This is a genomic window from Sphingobium sp. V4 (genome assembly GCF_029590555.1).
Taxonomy (GTDB): Bacteria; Pseudomonadota; Alphaproteobacteria; order Sphingomonadales; family Sphingomonadaceae; genus Sphingobium.
Map to the genome: position 1 here is coordinate 284,434 of NZ_CP081002.1, position 18,359 is coordinate 302,792.

16 protein-coding genes are annotated in these 18,359 nt (G+C 65.0%); 6 read left to right on the plus strand and 10 right to left on the minus strand.

What is annotated here, in order from left to right; translation table 11 throughout:
- Position 1 precedes the first annotated feature (1 nt).
- Positions 2-1,162, plus strand: a complete 1,161-nt coding sequence (locus tag K3M67_RS16995; RefSeq protein WP_285833532.1) for an acetyl-CoA C-acetyltransferase — start codon at positions 2-4, stop codon at positions 1,160-1,162.
- Positions 1,162-2,157, plus strand: coding sequence for an NAD(P)H-dependent flavin oxidoreductase (locus K3M67_RS17000; protein WP_285833533.1), 996 nt, complete (start codon positions 1,162-1,164; stop codon positions 2,155-2,157). The genes K3M67_RS16995 and K3M67_RS17000 overlap by 1 nt, the downstream gene beginning before the upstream one ends.
- A gap of 36 nt (positions 2,158-2,193) precedes the next feature.
- Here the strand turns inward: K3M67_RS17000 and K3M67_RS17005 are convergent, their stop codons facing one another.
- Positions 2,194-2,970 carry an SDR family NAD(P)-dependent oxidoreductase gene (locus K3M67_RS17005; protein ID WP_066859020.1) on the minus strand — a complete coding sequence of 259 codons (777 nt, stop codon included), beginning with the start codon at positions 2,968-2,970 and terminating at the stop codon, positions 2,194-2,196.
- A 168-nt stretch (positions 2,971-3,138) separates the two neighbouring features.
- On the opposite strand from K3M67_RS17005, the gene K3M67_RS17010 reads away from it, so the two are divergent.
- Positions 3,139-4,047 (plus strand): SDR family NAD(P)-dependent oxidoreductase, encoded by a 909-nt coding sequence (locus tag K3M67_RS17010; RefSeq protein ID WP_285833534.1) that lies wholly within the window; start codon positions 3,139-3,141, stop codon positions 4,045-4,047.
- 25 nt (positions 4,048-4,072) lie between these two features.
- On the opposite strand, the gene K3M67_RS17015 is transcribed toward K3M67_RS17010, so the two are convergent.
- The 6 genes from K3M67_RS17015 to K3M67_RS17040 form a co-directional block, all read right to left on the minus strand.
- Positions 4,073-5,662: an AMP-binding protein gene (locus K3M67_RS17015; protein ID WP_285833535.1), complete on the minus strand. Its 1,590-nt coding sequence runs from the start codon at positions 5,660-5,662 to the stop codon at positions 4,073-4,075.
- A gap of 35 nt (positions 5,663-5,697) precedes the next feature.
- Positions 5,698-6,255 (minus strand): nuclear transport factor 2 family protein, encoded by a 558-nt coding sequence (locus K3M67_RS17020; protein WP_285833536.1) that lies wholly within the window; start codon positions 6,253-6,255, stop codon positions 5,698-5,700.
- Entirely contained in the window at positions 6,245-7,138 is an 894-nt protein-coding gene (locus tag K3M67_RS17025; protein WP_285833537.1) for an SDR family NAD(P)-dependent oxidoreductase, read from the minus strand. The genes K3M67_RS17020 and K3M67_RS17025 overlap by 11 nt, the downstream gene beginning before the upstream one ends.
- A complete protein-coding gene (locus K3M67_RS17030) occupies positions 7,138-7,668 on the minus strand; it encodes a nuclear transport factor 2 family protein (RefSeq protein WP_066859024.1) in 531 nt (176 codons plus the stop codon). The genes K3M67_RS17025 and K3M67_RS17030 overlap by 1 nt, the downstream gene beginning before the upstream one ends.
- Before the next feature lie 242 nt (positions 7,669-7,910).
- A complete protein-coding gene (locus tag K3M67_RS17035; protein ID WP_285833538.1) occupies positions 7,911-9,512 on the minus strand; it encodes a family 43 glycosylhydrolase in 1,602 nt (533 codons plus the stop codon).
- A gap of 58 nt (positions 9,513-9,570) precedes the next feature.
- Complete coding sequence (locus tag K3M67_RS17040; protein ID WP_502958932.1) at positions 9,571-12,348, minus strand: TonB-dependent receptor; 2,778 nt, start codon at positions 12,346-12,348, stop codon at positions 9,571-9,573.
- 833 nt (positions 12,349-13,181) lie between these two features.
- Here K3M67_RS17040 and K3M67_RS17045 point away from each other — a divergent pair.
- From K3M67_RS17045 to K3M67_RS21960, 3 genes are read left to right on the plus strand one after another with little or no spacing between them, the layout of a single operon-like run.
- Positions 13,182-14,549, plus strand: coding sequence for a pectate lyase family protein (locus K3M67_RS17045; protein ID WP_502958933.1), 1,368 nt, complete (start codon positions 13,182-13,184; stop codon positions 14,547-14,549).
- Entirely contained in the window at positions 14,546-14,944 is a 399-nt protein-coding gene (locus K3M67_RS17050) for a cupin domain-containing protein (RefSeq protein ID WP_066859027.1), read from the plus strand. The genes K3M67_RS17045 and K3M67_RS17050 overlap by 4 nt, the downstream gene beginning before the upstream one ends.
- A gap of 13 nt (positions 14,945-14,957) precedes the next feature.
- A complete protein-coding gene (locus K3M67_RS21960) occupies positions 14,958-15,098 on the plus strand; it encodes a hypothetical protein (protein ID WP_084439050.1) in 141 nt (46 codons plus the stop codon).
- Here the strand turns inward: K3M67_RS21960 and K3M67_RS17055 are convergent.
- The 3 genes from K3M67_RS17055 to kduI all read right to left on the minus strand — a co-directional run bounded on the left by K3M67_RS17055 (position 15,060) and on the right by kduI (position 18,343).
- The gene (locus tag K3M67_RS17055) at positions 15,060-16,616 is read right to left on the minus strand and encodes a carboxylesterase/lipase family protein (RefSeq protein ID WP_285833540.1); all 1,557 of its coding nucleotides are present in this window, start codon (positions 16,614-16,616) and stop codon (positions 15,060-15,062) included. The two genes, K3M67_RS21960 and K3M67_RS17055, sit on opposite strands and share 39 nt — an antisense overlap.
- An 86-nt stretch (positions 16,617-16,702) precedes the next feature.
- Positions 16,703-17,458, minus strand: coding sequence for a 2-dehydro-3-deoxy-D-gluconate 5-dehydrogenase KduD (gene kduD, locus K3M67_RS17060; RefSeq protein WP_285833541.1), 756 nt, complete (start codon positions 17,456-17,458; stop codon positions 16,703-16,705).
- A 51-nt stretch (positions 17,459-17,509) separates the two neighbouring features.
- Positions 17,510-18,343: a 5-dehydro-4-deoxy-D-glucuronate isomerase gene (gene kduI, locus K3M67_RS17065; protein ID WP_285833542.1), complete on the minus strand. Its 834-nt coding sequence runs from the start codon at positions 18,341-18,343 to the stop codon at positions 17,510-17,512.
- Positions 18,344-18,359: the final 16 nt, after the last annotated feature.

An 18,359-nucleotide genomic window follows, 5' to 3' on the forward strand; every position in this document is an offset into this window, starting at 1 on the left:
CATGGCACAAGCCTATATCGTCGAAGCCGTCCGCACGCCCGGCGGCAAGCGCAAGGGTGCGCTGGCCGGCTCCCATCCGGCCGACATCGGCGCGGTCGTGCTCAATGCGCTGGTCGATCGCACCGGCGTCGATCCTGCCGCGATCGACGATGTGATCCTGGGCTGCGTCACCCAGGCGGGGGAGCAAGCCTTCGCCTTCGGCCGCAATGTCGTCCTCGCATCGAAACTGCCGCAGAGCGTTCCTGCCGTCACCATCGACAGGCAGTGCGGCTCGTCGCAACAGGCTCTGCATTTCGCGGCGCAGGCGGTCATGTCCGGCACGCAGGACCTGGTGGTTGCCGCAGGGGCCGAAAGCATGACCCGCGTGCCGATGATGTCGAACTTCACCCTTCATGCCCAGGCCGGCATGGGCGATGGGCCATGGCCTCACAGCATCCAGCAGCGCTTCGGCATCGCGGAATTCAGCCAGTTCCATGGTGCCCAGGCGATCGCCGACAAATATGGCTTCACCCGCGAGGATATGGACGGCTTCGCCATGCGCAGCCATCACAAGGCCGCCGCCGCGATCGCTGCTGGTGCCTTCGATCGGGAAATCGTGCCGGTCGAAACACTTCAGGGGCCCTTCGTCCAGGATGAGGGCGTGCGCGCCGACAGCTCGATGGAGGCGCTGGCCGGCCTCAAGACATTGGCCGAAGGCGGCACCATCACCGCAGGCAACGCCAGTCAGATGACCGACGGGGCGTCAGCCGTGCTGGTGGCCAGCGAAGCGGCGCTCAAGCGCTTCAACCTGACCCCGTTGGCGCGCATCCACAATCTTACGGTAACGGCGGGCGATCCGGTCATCATGCTTGAGGAGCCGATCCCGGCCACCCGCCGGGCGCTGGAGCGAGCAGGCCTGAAGCTGGACGATATCGACCTGTTCGAGGTCAACGAGGCCTTCGCCGCCATCCCCATGGCCTGGCTCCAGGCGATCGGCGCGGACCCGGACAAGCTCAACGTCCATGGCGGCGCGATCGCGCTCGGCCATCCGCTCGGCGCCAGCGGCACAAAGCTGATGGCGACGATGATCCACGCCCTGCGCGCGCGCGGCAAGCGCTATGGCCTGCAAACCATGTGCGAGGGCGGCGGCATCGCCAACGTCACGATCGTGGAGGCGCTCTGATGGCCATGCGGACGCGCTTCACCGATCTTGTCGGGATCGAACATCCGATCGTCCAGGGCGGCATGATGTGGGTAGGCCGGGCCGAGCTGGCCGCCGCCGTCTCCAATGCCGGCGGGCTGGGCATGTTGACCGCGCTCACCCAGCCGACGCCGGACGACCTGCGTCGCGAAATCGACCGCTGCCGGGCGATGACCGACAAGGCCTTCGGCGTGAATCTCACCATCCTGCCCTCGGTCAGCCCGCCGCCTTATGCGGACTATCGCCGGGCGATCATCGATAGCGGCATCACCGTCGTCGAAACCGCCGGCCACAAGCCGCAGGAACATGTCGATGATTTCAAGGCACACGGGATCAAGGTGATCCACAAATGCACTGCCGTCCGCCACGCGCTGTCGGCCGAGCGGATGGGCGTGGACGCGATCTCCATCGATGGTTTCGAATGTGCGGGCCATCCGGGCGAGGATGATATTCCGGGCCTGATCCTCATTCCGGCAGCGGCCGACCAGCTCAGCATCCCGATGATCGCCAGCGGCGGTTTCGGCGACGGCCGGGGCCTGGCCGCCGCGCTGGCGCTGGGCGCCGATGGCATCAACATGGGCACCCGCTTCTGCGCCACGGTGGAAGCGCCGATCCACCAGAAGGTCAAGCAGTTCCTCGTCGACAATGACGAGCGCTCGACCAACCTCATCTTCCGCAAGTTCCACAATACCGGCCGCGTCGCCAAGAACAGCGTCTCGGATCAGGTGGTGGAGATCAGCACCCGCGATGGCGCGGTATTCGAGGATATCCGGCCGCTCGTGTCGGGCCTCAAGGGGCGGCAGGCGCTCGAAAGCGGCGACATCGACGCCGGCCTGGTCTGGGCCGGCCAGGTGCAGGGGCTGATCCGCGACATCCCGACCTGCCAGGATCTGGTCGCGCGGATCGTGGCGGAGGCGGAGGACATCATCAGCGGCCGGCTCGCCGCAATGCTGGTACGCGAACCCCAGCTCGCCTGACCGGAGACGGCGCCACCGCCGCCTCCGCGCCACCCCCTATTCGGCCTCGACCCAGGTGGAGGTGAGCGCACGCGGCGAAAGATATTTGGTCGACGTCCAGCCACCATCGACCACGATCGTCTGCCCGTTGATGAATGCGGCGCCCGGAGAACAGAGAAAGGCAATGGTGCTCGCCACATCCTCGACCTCGCCCAGGCGCGGATAGGGCGTCGTCTCCACATTCACCCGCTTGAACATCTCGTCGTCGAACCGGTGCCGCACCATGTCGGTCATGGTGACGCCCGGCGCCACGCAATTGGCGCGGATGCCGCGCGGGCCATAGTCGCAGGCGATATGCTTGGTCAGCGCGTCGAGGCCGCCCTTCGACGCCGAATAGGCGCCCCCGCGCCGGCCACCGACCACCGCATAGGTGGAGGTGACGTTCACGATGCCGCAGCCATCGCCCATATGGCCGATCACTTCGCGACAGAGGCGGAAGGGCGCGCGCAGCATCAGGTTCAGGAACGCGTCGAGTGTCGCGTCGTCGGTCTCGTGCAGGGGCTTGGGGCTGCCCGCCCCGGCATTGTTGATCAGGAAGTCGATCCGCCCGAACCGCTCCAGCGCCAGCGCTACGATCCGCGCCGGCGCATCATCATCGGTCACATCGACCGACAGCGTCGCCAGCCGCGACGGGTCGGCGATGTCCTGCTCCAGTTGCGCCAGCTTGCCGGGGTCGCGCCCGACGCCGACGATCGCCATGCCGGCATCGTGCAGCATCCTGGCCGTACATAGGCCGATGCCGCTGCCCGCCCCGGTGATGATCGCTACCTGCATCCCGCTTCCCAATCCTCTCCTGTCATGCTGCGGTCATAGCCAAAGTCGCAGGGCGGAGTGACCCTCCGGCCGCAAATGACGCGGGGGCGATGCCTGCTGGCGGGAGACTTGCCGACACGCCCGCCGGAGCGCACCGATCATGGACCTATTCATGCCAAGGAACTGTCCATGTCGCTGTTGAGATTCGATGATCGCGTGGCCGTCATCACGGGAGCGGGGCGCGGTCTGGGGCGCGCCTACGCGCTGCTGCTCGCCGAGCGCGGCGCCAGGGTGATTGTCAACGATCCGGGCGGCCTGATGAGCGGAGAGGGCGGAGATGTCGGCCCCGCCGAGGAGGTGGTCCGCGAGATCCGCGCTGCCGGGGGTGAGGCCATGGCCTGCACCGAGTCTGTCGCGACACCGCATGGGGGGCAGGCGATCATCGATGCCGCGCTCGACCAATTTGGCCGGATCGACATTCTCATCCACAATGCAGGCAATGTGCGATACGGCTCGCTCAAGGACTTGAGCCAGGAGGATTTCGACGCGGTGCTCGACGTCCATCTGCGCGGGGCCTTCCATGTCGTGCGGCCCGCCTTTCCCCGCATGTGCGCGGCGGGCTATGGCCGGGTGGTGCTGACCTCCTCGATCGGCGGCCTTTACGGTAATCAGGGCGTCGTCAACTATGCTATGGCCAAGGCCGGCATGATCGGCCTCAACAATGTCGTCGCGATCGAGGGTGCGGCGGAAGGCGTCAAGTCGAACATCATCGTCCCCGGCGCGGTCACGCGCATGGCCGAGGGCATCGACGTGTCGGCCTATCCGCCCATGGGTCCGGACCTTGTCGCACCCGTCGTCGGCTGGCTGGCGCATGAAAGCTGCCCCGTCAGCGGCGAGATGCTGGTGTCGATTGCCGGGCGGGTCGCCCGCGCCTTCATCGGCGAAAGCCGGGGCGTCTACCGGCCGGGCTGGACGATCGAGGATGTCGCCGCGCAGCAGGACGGCATCTTCGACAGCGCCAATCCACTCATCTTCGGGCTGGACGGCCATGTCGATCATATCCGTTACAGCTGCGAGCGCGCGGCGCGGGGCCTCTGACGCGCCTCGTCGGTGCTGAAGCGCCTCAGCCCGTCGTCAACGACGCGCGGATGGCGTGCTTCAGCACCTTTCCTGCGTCGTTCTTGGGCAGGGCATCCCACAGCGTTACCGCTTCGGGATATTTGAACCGCGCCACCCCATGGCCCGCCAGGAAGTCGCTGATTGCCGCGAAGTCTGGCGTCGCCCCCGCCTGCGGCACGACCACGGCGACGGCGCGTTCGCCGGTGCGCGGATCGGGGATGCCCACGATCGCGATGTCGGCGATGTCGGGATGGCCGGCCAGCAGATCCTCTATCTCCTTGGGCGAGATATTCTCGCCGTTGCGGATGATCAGATCCTTGATCCGCCCGGTCACCACCAGATGATCGCCATCGACCCAGGCGCCCTGGTCCCCAGACCGGTAGAAGCCGTCCGCATCGAAGGCGTCCGCCTCGTCCTCCGCATGGATATAGCCGACCATCATCTGCGGCCCGCGCGCGCAAATCTCGCCCTCGGCCGACAGGCGCACGGTCGCGATGCCGGGCCGGCCGTCGGTGTCGGCCGCATGGGCCTGATCGGTGGCGTCGACCACGCCGATGGTCGTCACCGGCACTTCGGTCGAGCCATAGACGCGGCTGACGATTGCCCTGTCGAAATAGTCCGCAGCATCGCGGATCAGAGCTGGCGGCACCGAGGCGCCGCCACAGATGAACAGCTTGAGGTGGGGCAGGCGGGTGGCGGCCGCGCGGGCCGCCGTCAACAGCGTCTGGAGGAACGGTGTCGCCCCCGCCATATGGGTGCAGCGTCCCTGCACCATCTGCCGAACGGCCTCGTCTCCGTCCCATTTCTCCATCAATATCGCCGTCGTGCCGAGCATGACAGGCATCTCGAACGCATAAATGGACCCGCCGATATGGCTGATCGGGGAGGGGACGAGGAAACGGTCGCCTGGCTCCACCAACCAATGGCGGCCGATCTGCCGGATCAGCGCATTGAGCGAATTATGGCTGTGGAGCACCCCCTTGGGCTGGCCGGTGGTGCCGCTGGTGTACATCACCATCCGCACGTCGCCCGCGTCCAGTGCGGGCAGGGTGTCACCGCCCGGCGTATCCAGCAGCGCCTCGAAGTCCCCGGTCGCACCGGGTTCGCCGCGCAGAACGACGATCTCCGGCGGCTCTGCCAGATCGGCGCTCACGCGCGCCAGCATCGCGGCATAGTCATGCCCCCGGAAGCTCGCCGGAATGAAGATCATCCGGCTCCGCACATCGGCCAGGATGAAGCGCAGGTCATGGTCGCGCAACGACGGCAGGATCGGGTTGGCGACCATGCCGGCCAGCGTCGATCCCATGTAGATGACGGCCGCCTCCCGCCAGTTGGGCAGCATGAAGGAAATGACGCTGCCGGGGGCGAAGCGAGCCAGCAGCGACCGGGCTAGGGCGCTGGCCTGAGCGAGCAGCACGGCGGCGGACAATTGGCCCATATCGTCCTGCACCAGTATCCGGTCGGGCGTGTCGATGGCGGCACGGCGCAGCGCGTCGGCGCAGGTGTCGTCCCGCCACCAGCCATCGGCTCGCGCCGCTTGGGCGAGCGCTTCGTTCCAGCGGATATTCCATCCGCTCCGCGTCGTGCGTCGCATGGTCGTGCTTTCGGTCAGGGGGGAAGCCAGAGATGTCATAGCGCCGCGTCCGGCCGCTGCCGCGCCCGCCGATTGACGAGCGGGCGCTGGTAGGAGGGATCCTCCCGCCCGCGCGCCGACACGCCATTGGCGGCGATGTCGGGCACATCGGCGAAGGGAATGGCGACGGCGGGAGGCATCACCGACCATTCGATGACATTGACCCGCAGCGCGATCCGCCATGCGCCGTCGCGCCGCTCGAAGCGGTCGATATAGCGTCCCCCGGCCATGATGACGCTGTCGTCGCGGTTGCGGCCGATGAACTGATAATAGGTTTCGCCATGGGCCGTGTCGCCGTCCACGTCGATGCTCGACTGGAGCAGGACGTGATGGGTCAGGCTCTGGGCCTGGTCATGCAGGGGCATGGCCCAGTCCCAGCAATCGGCCGCGCTGCCGACGAAGGGACCGGCCGCGATCTCCGCATCGGCATGAAAGGCGGACAGATAGGCGTCGCGATCGAACCGGTCCATGCCCCGGCAGAAGCGGGCAAGGCAGTCCGCGATCGCCTGCCGGTCGATCAGGCCGGCCAGCCGGGTGTCCAGTTCATTGCCCATGACGGCCGGCCCCTGCGATTGGGCCCCAGATGGGGGCGCCCCTGGTCGCCCGCGCCGACGGAATGACGGCGCCGTCAATGTCGACGATGCCATAATGCCGGGCCAGTTCGGCGGTGATATATTCGCCCCCCGACCGCTGCATGATGTCGGGGTCTGCGGCCAGCGCCGCGATCACCCGGCCGGGATGCTCGACCGAGCTGCCTTGCTGGCTGGTGATCGATTGCGTCATCCGTTCCCCCATCCTGGCGAGGTTGTCGCGCGCCTTCTCGGTCAGGGTCAGCCCCTGCCACAGCGTCAGCGACGCGACATTGTGCGGCGCCAGCTCGATCGCCATGTCCCGCGCCATGCGGTCGACCGCCGACTTGGCGGTGCCGAACACCACGCCATAGGTATAGGTCACGGCGGCGAAGCCCGAGATGGCAACGATCAGTCCCGACCGCTGCGGCGCCATGATGCGCGCCGCATGCCAGGCGGCGACAAAGTTGGAGCGGACGCCGACATCCCACATTTCCAGGTTGGACAGCGGCTTTTCCCAGAAGGGCTTGGGTTCGATCAGATCGTCCGACAGCAGGAAGGCATTGTTGACCAATATGTCTAGCCGCCCCTGTTCCGCCTCGATCCGCTCGAACAGAGCCGCAACCGCCGCATCGTCGCCATGGTCGCAGACCGCCGCGATGCCGCGACCGCCGCTGGCCTGTCCCCGCTCGGTACATTGCTGGGCGGTTTCGCCGACCGTGCCCGGCAGATAATAATCACCCGGATTGACCGTCCGGCCAGTGACATAGACGGTGCCCCCCTGCTCGGCGAGGACCAGCGCGATGCCCCGGCCGATGCCCCGGCTCGCGCCGGTGACAAGCGCGACCTTGCCCGACAGCGGGCCCATCAGGCGTGCCCTTGGGCGAAGAAGGCGACACTGGCGTCGCGCCGGGCATCACCCGCATGGCGATCTGCCGGGAAGGGGAGGCCCATCAGCCCCTTGGACCAGTCGGCCGCCTCGCCCCAGTCGCAGCACCAGTCATACAGCATGATCCGGGTGGCGATGCGCCAGTTCCCACCACGTTCCTCCAGCAGATCCAGATAACGCCCGCCGATCACCTTGTCCCGATCGCCCGCGCCCATGTCGACGCGATGATAGGAGAGGACATGTGTTTCGGCCCTGGCCTTGCTGCCCGCCAGTTCGACATGGCTCTGGCCCAATATATGCTGGGTGTTGGCAATGGCGTCGGAACCGGGGACTACCCACGCCAGATAGTCGGCAAAATCGCCGGCCCGCACGCCATAGTCATAGCGCGCATCCGGCCACCAGCAGGACCGGATCAGGCCGGCGTCACGCCGATCTTCGCCGCGCGCAAGCCGCGCCAGGCAATCGCCAATCCGCGCCCGCGCCAACAAGGCTGCAACGCTTCCGTCCATCGCTCCGGTCTCCCATGCCGCTCGGTTTCCCCGAACCGTCGGACGACGCTATCAGCCGATGGGCCGAAGCGAACAGGGCCAACCCGCATGTTCCGGCACATACCACGGGGGCGATATGGACTAATATTCGATAATATATATTATGTTAAATTCCGTCACGCCGTACAATGTCGTTCAGCTGTCCAGATCGCTGTCGGCTTTCGCTACCATGCCACTGGTTCTCCGCCGCAACCAGCCATTCGTCACAGCGCGCGAAAGCGGAAATCGCGGAAGCGTGCCTCGCCGGTCCCGGCAGCATAGAGACCCGGCCGCAGCATCAGGAAACCGCCGCGGACATTATGATGATAGCCCGACACTTCCATCCCCCGGTCGAACCGGCGCCAGGTCCGCCCGCCGTCCCCGCTCAGATGATAGGAAATGATATGGTGATGGTTTATGACCTTCATGGTCAGCCGGCGACCATGGGGGTTGGCGGGCCGTCCTCTCTCCATCCCATATTGATGGGTGACGAAGCGCGTCTGGTCGAAGCCCAGGCCGCAATAGAGCTTGTCGTCGTAGAAGAGCAGCAACCCCGCCGTTCCGCCCGGCGCGATCTCGATATCGCACTGGAATTCATAGGCTGGGTCACCCGCGATCAATAGCAGCGGGGAGGAATCGACCGGTGCGGTGCCCCGTCCCTTGAGCACCAGCGCGCCCTTCTCCGCCCGCGCCCGGCTTGCTTCGTCCGGGCCCGGGCGAAAGAAATTCCACTTCGCGCCCAGCTTCAGGTCGTGGAAATCGTCCGACAGCGCCATCCCATGGGGTAAGGCTTGCCCGCCGCGGGGCTTGGGCAGCGGCTGCGACAGGTCGCCACCGGTCATGCGGAACCAGCCGTCCGAAGTCCATTCGACGGGATCGAGCAGTGTCTGCCGCCCCAGCGTCCAGAGACCATTTTCGTAGCCGTGATAGAGCGCCCACCAACTCCCGTCCGGCGCCTCGACCAGGCTGGCATGACCGCGCGACCACCAGCGTTCGTCCAGCCGCTCGGTCCGCACCAGCGGATTGCCGGGATGCTGTTCCCAAGGTCCGTGGATGGAGCGTGACCGAGCCGCGATCACCATATGTCCTGTCGGCGGCCCAGCGGTGCCGCCCACCGCCGTCAGCATGTAGAACCAGTCACCATGCCGGTGGATCTTCGGGCCCTCGGGCGAAAATCCTTCCACATCCCACGTGTCGGGATAACGCCAGGGATCATAGACATGCTCGACTTCGCCCACGGTCGACAGCCCGTCATCGGACAGGCGGATGCGGTCACCGCCGGACAGGAACAGCCAGCGGCTGCCATCCTCGCCCACCGCATGGCATGGATCGATATGCGCGGGCAGTTTCAGGTCGATCGGGTCGCTCCAGGGTCCGTCGATGCTATCGGCATGAATGACGAAGATGCTGTTCGGACTCGCCTTCACCGGAATGTATAGGAAATAGCGACCCTCATGCTTTTCCAGGCTGACAGCCCAGACCGACCCGATATTCTTTGTCAACGCGGCCTTGCGCGGTTGCCAGTTGATGAGGTCGCGGCTGTGCCAGATGGTGATGCCGGGATAGGAATCGAAGGTGGAGAAGGTCATGTAATAATCCGCGCCGTCCTTCAGGATGGCGGGATCAGGCCGGTCGCCGGAAATCAGGGGATTGAGGAAACGCCCGTCGCCAAGGTCGGCGATACGCTGATTGTCCGGTCCGCGTTTCCACTCGACCGCAAGGCGTGATGAAGGTCCGGGCGACGCCATCACCGTTCTGCTATGCCCCAGCGCAAGGGCGCTGCCCGCCAAGGCTCCGGTCATCGCATCGCGGCGGCTGATGGTCATGATCTCTCCTGAATGGAAAATGCCGGACCGCCCGTGCAGAGGCGGCCCGGCCGAGCAGTTACAGCTTGAACCGTGCACCCAGCTGGATGGTGCGGCCGAAATGCAGCTGCTCATAATTGCGATTGGCGTCCTGGTCGGTGTAGCGGTCGCGATAGTCGTCGGTCAGGTTGATGCCTTCCAGCGACAATTCGATCCAGTCGGTCAGCTTGTACCGGACAGATGCGTCGACGTTGATCGTGCTGTTATAGCCTTCGAACACATTGCCGGTTCCGCTGTTCTGGTCGATATATTTGCTGCGATAGCTGGCGGAAACGCGTGCCGAGAATTTCGCATCCTCATAATAGAGCGTACCGTTGAACGCCCTCTTCGAGAGTCCGAACAGGGTCGCGTTGCGCACCGCCGCGACATTGCCGCCACCCGGCACGATTGCCGGACCCGAGACAGTATAGTCCGCACTCGAATCCACGAAGGTGGCATTCAGGATACCGCCGAAGCGCGACAGGAAACCGGGCAGGAAGGTGAAGGGTGCCTGGACCGCCAACTCTATGCCTTTGAGGCTCGCGCCAGTGCCGTTGACGATCGTGCTGATCGCCCAGCCTTCCGCCCGCTCGGGCTGGATCGCCGCTGGCGAACTGGGCGGGATGACAGACAGCGGCAGGCCGGTCGATGCGAATGTCCCGGTGATCGTCTGGCTGATCGGGAAGCTCTGCACATCCTTCTTGAAGGCCGCGACCGAGAATACCGACTGGGGCGCGAAATACCATTCGATCGCCAGATCATAGGCAGTCGCACGGAAAGGATCGAGGAAGGGGTTGCCGAAGCTGACGCGATAGTTGAAGCCGTCGACCGACCCGCCCGGCGTAAGGTTGCCGAGCGACGGACGGGTCATCACGTCTGCAACCGATGCGCGGATGATGATGTCGCGGTGGGGGAACAGCGCAACGTTCACCGCCGGCAACCAATCCTCATAGGATCGGGATACGCCGACCAGCTGGCCATTGTTGAGGCCCGTCGAACTCTGCTCGGTCCTGACGTAGCGGATGCCGGCATTTGCCGCATATTCAAGCCCGAAAATGTCGCCCTTGGCATCGAACTGGATGTAGCCGCCCTTGGTCTTTTCCACCACGCCGCGGGTGTTGCCCGCGTCCACAGTCAGCGCCCGCTCATAAAGATTGGTATAGTCCGTCCCTGTCGCCAGATTGGGGATCAGCCACTGGGTGGTCGTCCCCGCCGGAGCGCCCGCGCCCTTCAGGGTAAACAACTCGGCGAGTTGCGAGGTGACCGGCAAGCCATAAACGGCAGTCGGGCCGAAGAGGCTGCTCGGCGAGCAGTTCACGGTGCCTAGCACCCGGTCGACACCACCATTGCCGCACACCACCGTGTCGCGGGTGAAACCTTCGGTGTCGAACGAGAAGCGGCGATAAACCGCCCCCGCCTTAACCGTGAAGCCGTCGGTCACGTCCCATTCGGTGCGCAGCTGCGCGGTGCGGAATTTGTTGACGGTCGAGGACGGCCGATCACGGATCTCCGCCAGCTGGAAATTGGCGGGATCGGTGACGCTGGTGCCGAAGGTCAGCACCGGGCGACGCATGTTGCTGTAGTCGTAGCTATAGCCCTGCGCGTCGCGATCATCGAACACCAGGGTTGTCTCCACCGGGATCGACGCATCCGACTTGGAAAAGCCGCCCAGCAGGGTGAAGCGGAAGCTGTCGCTCACATCCTGGTCCCAGGTCGCGCCCAACTGGTAGAATTTGGTCTGCGACTTGCGCAGATAATGTTCGGTCCGGACCCAGGCGTCGTTCAGCGTCGCCGACACCATATTGTTGTTGCTGTCATAAACCGGGTCCACCACGTCGATCGAGCGCTCGTTGGAGCGCAGCAGGACCTCGCCCCATTTCTCCTCGCGCGTCTCGCGGAAGCGCGAGAATAGCCCGTCGATCGAAATCTTTGTGGCATCCGAAGGCGCCCACTGGATCGATCCGGTCACACCGATGCGTTCACGTTCCTGCGCGATCTCGCCGTAGCGCGGAATGCGCGGGTGGAAGGCGAGCGCCGCGTCGTTGCAGGCCGCGCTCGGCACATAGGCGCCGCCGCTGTTCTGCGTGGTGAAACAGCGGGTGCCATCGACGCTGTCGAACCGCGCCTGCGACCAGCGCACCGTGTTATTGCCCATCTGGAGCGTGTCGAGCTTGGAATAGGCACCCGACAGCGACACGCCCCATTGTCCGTCCTGCGACTTCCAGGACAGCAGGCCCGCAAGGCGTGGCCCCCATTTCTTACTGAGGTCATTATAGGAGCCTGTCGCCGATCCGACGAACGTGAAACCGTCCTTACCGGCCAGAGGATTGCCGGTGTTAAGGTCCACGACAGCGCCCAGCGAGCCTTCGTCCAGCGAGGCTTCGGCGGTCTTGTGGACCACCAGCGAACTGAACAGTTCGGATGCGAAGACATTGAAATCGAATGCACGATCGCGGTTCGAGCTGGCGCCATCGGTCGAAGTTGCGACCGTTTCCAATCCATTGACACGGACGCGGGTGAATTGCGCACCCAGGCCGCGTACTGTGATGGCCCGCCCCTCGCCACCGTCGCGTTGAATCGAGATGCCGGGAATGCGCTGCAACGACTCCGCCAGATTCTGATCGGGGAATTTGGCGATATCCTCGGCCACGATCGCATCGACCGACCCGACTGTCTGGCGCTTGAGATTGATAGCCGCACCCAGCGACTGCCGGAAACCGGTGACGACAATGTCGGCGACCTCGCCCTCCGCCACGTCCTGTGGCTGCGGGGCAGCCGCATCCTGGGCCAGGGCGCCGCTCGAAAGGGTCATGACCATCGCGGCGAAGGATGCCCCCGCCAACCAGCGCCGCGCCGCAAATTTGTCCTGCTGAATCTGCACGTTCATCCACTCCCTTCCCAAATCTCCACCCTGCGATCAGGCGCAGGCGGGTTTCCGGGCTATCCCCGGCCGGGAGGAGTGCGCCTCACTATGGCCGCAACCTCCCCCAGCCCGCGCGCCGCCAGCTATAGCTGGTCGTCAGCACATCGCGGAAACCGGTGTCATAAATGCGCCCAACACAAAAGCCTGTCAATATGCTGCCGCATTCATGATACCGAACCAGATCGGAACGGCATGTAGGCATCTGAGATAAATGGAATTATTTTGAGGCAGGCTTTGCGAAGGCGGTGCTATGGCCGCCCGCTCCGCGCTTTTAACCACAATCGTGAACGCCTTGGTTGAGGCGTCTCGGTTGCACCGCCGTGTTCGTTGATCGGCATCCATGATGGGCGGTGCGGGCCGGTGACGCCTCTTGCCGAAGCGATGGTCGCACACAGTCGGATCCCGGCCTGTATCATTGATCGATAATCCAATGTCGGGCGGGCGGTCTGTAATGAGAATGGGGAGTGGCGAGACCGCGCCGGGAGCAAGAGCAGGGATTGCCTGCCCTCATCATCTACCAGCGCCCAGTCATCTGGGGCGTTCAAGATCTGATGAATGGCTTAGTCAGACACCGGTGTCAGAAAAGGTTGCAACGGCCGAAGCGGGATGCCAAGATTGCGGACGAGAGGAGAATGAAACTGATGGCGCATCCCCTGTTGCCGGATATGGCCTTGCTTGCCAATGTCGCCCGGTCCCCAAGGCTGTTCCGCCTGCCCCTGCTGACCGCGATGCTGGTCATGGCCGTCCCATCGGCTACCGCCGCTTCCGCTCGGCAGGATTCCTCCCCCATCGCCTTCCCCGGCGCTGTCGGCTGGGCGGCAACGACGCCCGGCGGACGCGGCGGGCGCATCATCCGCGTCACCAGCCTCGCCCCCGACGGGCCCGGCAGCTTCAAGGCAGCGATCGAGGCGAAGGGACCACGCATCATCGTGTTCGAGGTGGCCGGTGTCATCGACATGGGGCGCCAGACGTTGAAGATCAGCGAACCCCATGTCACCATCGCTGGCCAGACCGCGCCCTCGCCCGGCATCACGCTCATCAAGACCGGGATCGACATTGCAACCCATGATGTCGTCGTTCGCCATATCCGCGTCCGCACCGGCGTCGATGGCCAGCCGAAACTGAGCGGCTGGGAAGCGGACTCGCTCTCGACTGTGGGCGCCCATAATGTGATCATCGACCATTGCAGTTTCACTTGGGCGATCGACGAGAATATGTCGGCCTCCGGTCCCCGTTTCGAGGGCAGGACACCGGAGGAGTGGCGGCAGAATACCAGCCACGCCATCACCTTCTCCTATAATATCGCAGCAGAAGGGCTGGCCAACGCCAGCCACCCCAAGGGCGAGCATAGCAAGGGTACGCTGATCCACGACAACGCCAGCGAAATTCTCATCTACCGCAATCTCTACGCGCATAATGTCGAACGCAACCCGCTGGTCAAGGGCGGCGGTCAGGTGGAACTGGTCAACAATATCCTCTATGATCCCGGCGAACGGGCGCTCCATTACAACCTGATGGCACTCGAATGGGGCGAGCATCCCTACCAGACCGGCAAGATCTCGGCCGTGGGCAATGTCATGCGCGGCGGCGTATCGACTGCCCAGGGCCTCCCGTTCCTGACGCTGGGCGGCGACGGCGACCTCGATTATCACGGCAAGGATAATATCGCCGTGGACAGGTTCGGCCAGCCGCTCCCGATGTTCGGTCGTTATGGCGAAACCCGTGCCAGGCTCAACCAACTGCCCGCCCCGCCGGTCTGGTGGCCCGGCACACAGGTTCTGCCGGTGCGCGAAGTTGAAACCCATGTCCTTGCCCACGTCGGCGCCCGCCCCTGGGATCGCGACGCCGACGATCTGCGCGTCCTCTTCTTCGTGGCCGAGGGACGCGGCGAGATTATCGACGATGAACGGCAAGTGGGCGGCTATCCCAAGATGGCGCAGACCCGCGCGCCCTTTGTCGAGGCCGATTGGGATCTCGACACGATGGAGCCGAAGTCGGGCCGCTATCCTGGCCAGAAGTCGGAGAAAATCGCCGAGCATCTGTCCGATCGCGACAAGATGATGCGGCAGGGAGAACAGGCAGGAGATCGGAAATGAGCATGATGCCCCTCCTCATGGCTGCGGCTGCCGCGTCGGGCGCGCCGCCGATGGCCGTGATCGATGAGAACAGCGTCCGCCGCGACGAGCAGACGCCTCACGGCCGGATCGGCATGAGCACCGCCTATCGCATCAGCGATGCCGTGCCCCAGCCGCGCCGCATGGAGTTTCGCAAGCGCATCCTCCATATCGGCGCTGCGATCGGCCTCCATCCCATAGCCCATGACGAGGTCTATTATGTCCTCTCTGGCACCGGGGACGTCACCTCCGACGGGGAAACCCGGGCGCTGAAGCCGGGCATGGCCGCATATCTCTATGACGGTGCGGTGGTCGGGATCAGGCAGACCGGGCAGGAACCGCTGGCGCTGATCATCGCCTATCCGGTGAAGGAGTAGGCCACGCCACGACTTGTCCACCGGTTCGTTTGCGGCAGAGCGTGGGCGGCGCTTTTATCTTGCTCGCCATCCCCGCAGATGCGGGACTTGTGCGAAAGGAAGGCACTGTCGCCTGTCAACTGCCCGGCTGGATATAGGGCACGCGCGCGAATAATGCGCGCTCCCACCCACGCGGGTTCTCTACTATTCGACTTTCGACGTCGAAGAGCATCGTGGTCCGCCGATCGAGCCGATATTGGGGCCAGGCCTCCATGCCCGGCCCGTTGGGATCGCCGTCCCGGGCAAAAGCCAGGAAGCGCGCCATCATCGCCATGGACGCGGCCCGCGCTGCGGCGCCCGTACCGGTAAACGAGCCCGGCGCATCCAGCGTGCCGAAGGCCAATGCTATGTCCATGGTATGCGGCGCACCGCGCTTGGGTTGTGTCGGCGACTGGAAATCGACTTGATAGACCCAGGTCGGCGCCTCTGCCCGCGCCCGCGCCTCGGCCTCGATCACCTGTCCCGGCCAGCTTCGCCCGGCCGTGGTCGCGGCATAGAAAATGCGCTCGGCCGACCAGTCGGGATAATGCGCTCGATATTGTGACACAATCCATTCGGGCGACAGGTCCACGCGCAATTCCCCCGCCATCCGCTCGGCAAGGTTGCTCCAATCCAGCCCATGCAGCAGCGGCCCGTCAGGATCAATGAACGCCCGGGTCTCATCCAATGTGTTGCCCAGCATCATCGGGATCGCATTGCCCTGCGGCGCGGCGTCTGGCCAGAAAGGGTGCCGGGCGAGCCAGCGCATGTCGAGCACTGGCCCCATATAGACGTCTCCGCCCAGGATCGGGTCTTCCGCCCCAAGCCCCTCGATCAGCCGCTCGACCGGCAGCGTCAGCAGGGGTTCGAGATTGCCGGGTGACAGGCCCAGCCTGTCCAGATAGGCGGCGGTACGGCGGGACGCATTGATCGGGCCGCTCGCCGTCACCTGCTGGCCGCTCATGGTAACGGCGCGATGGAACAACCCCTTGGCAGCGGGCATCGCCATCATCGTGGCGATCTTCGCCCCGCCGCCAGACTGGCCGAAGACGAGCACATTGGCCGGATCGCCTCCAAAGGCCGCGATATTGTCCCGCACCCAGCGCAGAGCCAGGATCAGGTCCAACTGCCCCGCATTGCCGCTGTCGGCAAAGCGAGGGTCGAGCCGCGCAAGATAGAGATAGCCCAGCGCATTGAGGCGATGGTTGACCGTCACCACCACCACATCGCGGGCGGCCAGATGTCGTCCGTCATTGAGCGGGTCGACCACGCTGCCGTTGGCATAGGCCCCACCGTGGATGTAGAGCAGGACTGGCCGCCGGGCGCCCGGCTCCCTCCCCGGCGTCCAGATGTTGAGGAACTGGCAATCCTCGCTGGTGGCGTCCTGCTTCGCCTTTTGCGGACAGGAGGGCGCGAAGCGGGTAGCCGGCACGATGCCCCGCCAGGGTGTTGGCGCGACCGGCGCACGAAACCGGTGGAACGCAGTGTTCTGCCCGTAGCGTACCCCGCGAAACACCTGTAGCCCGCCTTCGCGCGTTCCCTGGATGCGCCCGTTCCGCGTCGCAACCACAGGATCGCCCTTCTCTGCCCAAGCGGGCGAGGACGCCAGGACCAGCCCCGCGCCGATCATAGTTCGCCTGTCGATTGCGGGCATCGATCCTCTCCTGTGGGGTGCGGGAGGGTTTGCCCCTCCTCCGGCCAATCAGCGCTTCCGGTCAACGCCGGCAGCACACAGTCCTGTCAGCGCGCGAGCCATCCGCCGTCGACGGCGAGGATATGGCCGTGGATATAGTTGGCGGCGGCGGAGGCGAGGAACACGGCGGCCCCGCCGATGTCGCCGGGATCGCCCCAGCGGCCGGCGGGGATGCGTTCCTGGATCTGGCGGTTGCGGGTCTCGTCGGCCTGCAGCGCTGCGGTGTTGTTGGTGGCGATATAGCCCGGCGCGATGGCGTTGACGTTGACGCCCTTTGCCGCCCACTCGTTCGCCAGCAGCCTGGTGAGGCCCGCGATCCCGCTCTTGGACGCGGTGTAGCTCGGCACGCGGATGCCGCCCTGGAAGGACAGGAGCGAGGCGATGTTGACGATCTTGCCGCTGCCTTGCGCGATCATGTGACGACCGGCCGCCTGGCAGAGGAAGAAGCTGGTCTTCAGGTTCGTGTCGATCACCGCGTCCCAGTCTTCCTCGGTGAAGTCCACGCTGTCGGCTCTCCGGATGATGCCGGCATTGTTGACGAGGATGTCGAGCCCGCCGAGCTTTTCCAGCGTTTCGTCGATGACGCGCTGGACCGGCTCGATGCTGGAAAGGTCGGCGGAGACGATCTCCGCCTTGCGGCCCAGCGCGTGGACCTGATCGACGGTATCCTGCGCGGGCGTGCGACCGACGGCGGCGATGTCGGCGCCGGCGGCTGCGAGCGACAGCGCGATCGCCTGGCCGATGCCGGTGTTGGCGCCGGTGACGATCGCGCGCCTGCCGGTCAAATCGAAGGGGGTGGTCATCCTATTCTCTCCCGCGTCATCCCCGCCTGCGCGGGGATGACGACAAACAGGTTAGCGCAGCTGGCAGATGTCCAGCACGTTCATGTCGGTATAGTCGAGATTCTCGCCGCCCATCGCCCAGATGAAGGCATAGCTCTTGGTGCCCGATCCCATATGCACCGACCAGGGCGGGGAGATGACCGCTTCCTCATTCTCGATGACGATGTGGCGCATCGCGTCCGGTTCACCCATATAATGGAAGACGCGGTCGCCGCCAGCCAAGTCGAAATAGAGATAGATTTCGCTGCGACGGTCGTGAAGATGCGGCGGCATGGTGTTCCATACGCTGCCGGTTTCCAGCACCGTCAGGCCCAGCAGCAGTTGCGCGCTTTCGCACACGCCGGGGATCACCAGCTGGTAGATGGTGCGGTGGTTGGAATTGGCGAGGTCGCCGCGCTCCAGCGGGTTCGCCTCGGCCAGCGTGATCTTCCTGATCGGGCAGGCTTTGTGCGCGGGCAGCGAGGCGATGTAGAAGCGGGCCTCCGCGCCCTCGAAGATCACCTCCTTCGTGCCCATGGGGACGTAGAGGCATTCCTTGTTGCCGATCTCGTAGCGGGTGCCGTCGACGATGATCGCGCCGGGGCCGCCGATATTGACGATGCCCGCTTCACGCCGTTCCAGGAAGGGATGGCCCGCCGCCGAGGCCGGTTCGGTCTGGTCGGGCAGCTTGAGTCTGCCACCGGCCGGCACCGCGCCGCCGATCACGAACCGCTCATTGTGCGAATAGTTGAGGACAACCTGCCCCGCCTCGAACATCCCCCCCACCAGATAACGGTCCCGCAGGCTCTCATTGTCCACGCACTCCATCATGTCAGGATGCGTCGCGTGATAGGTCTTCTCGAACATGCTGCTTCCTCGTCCT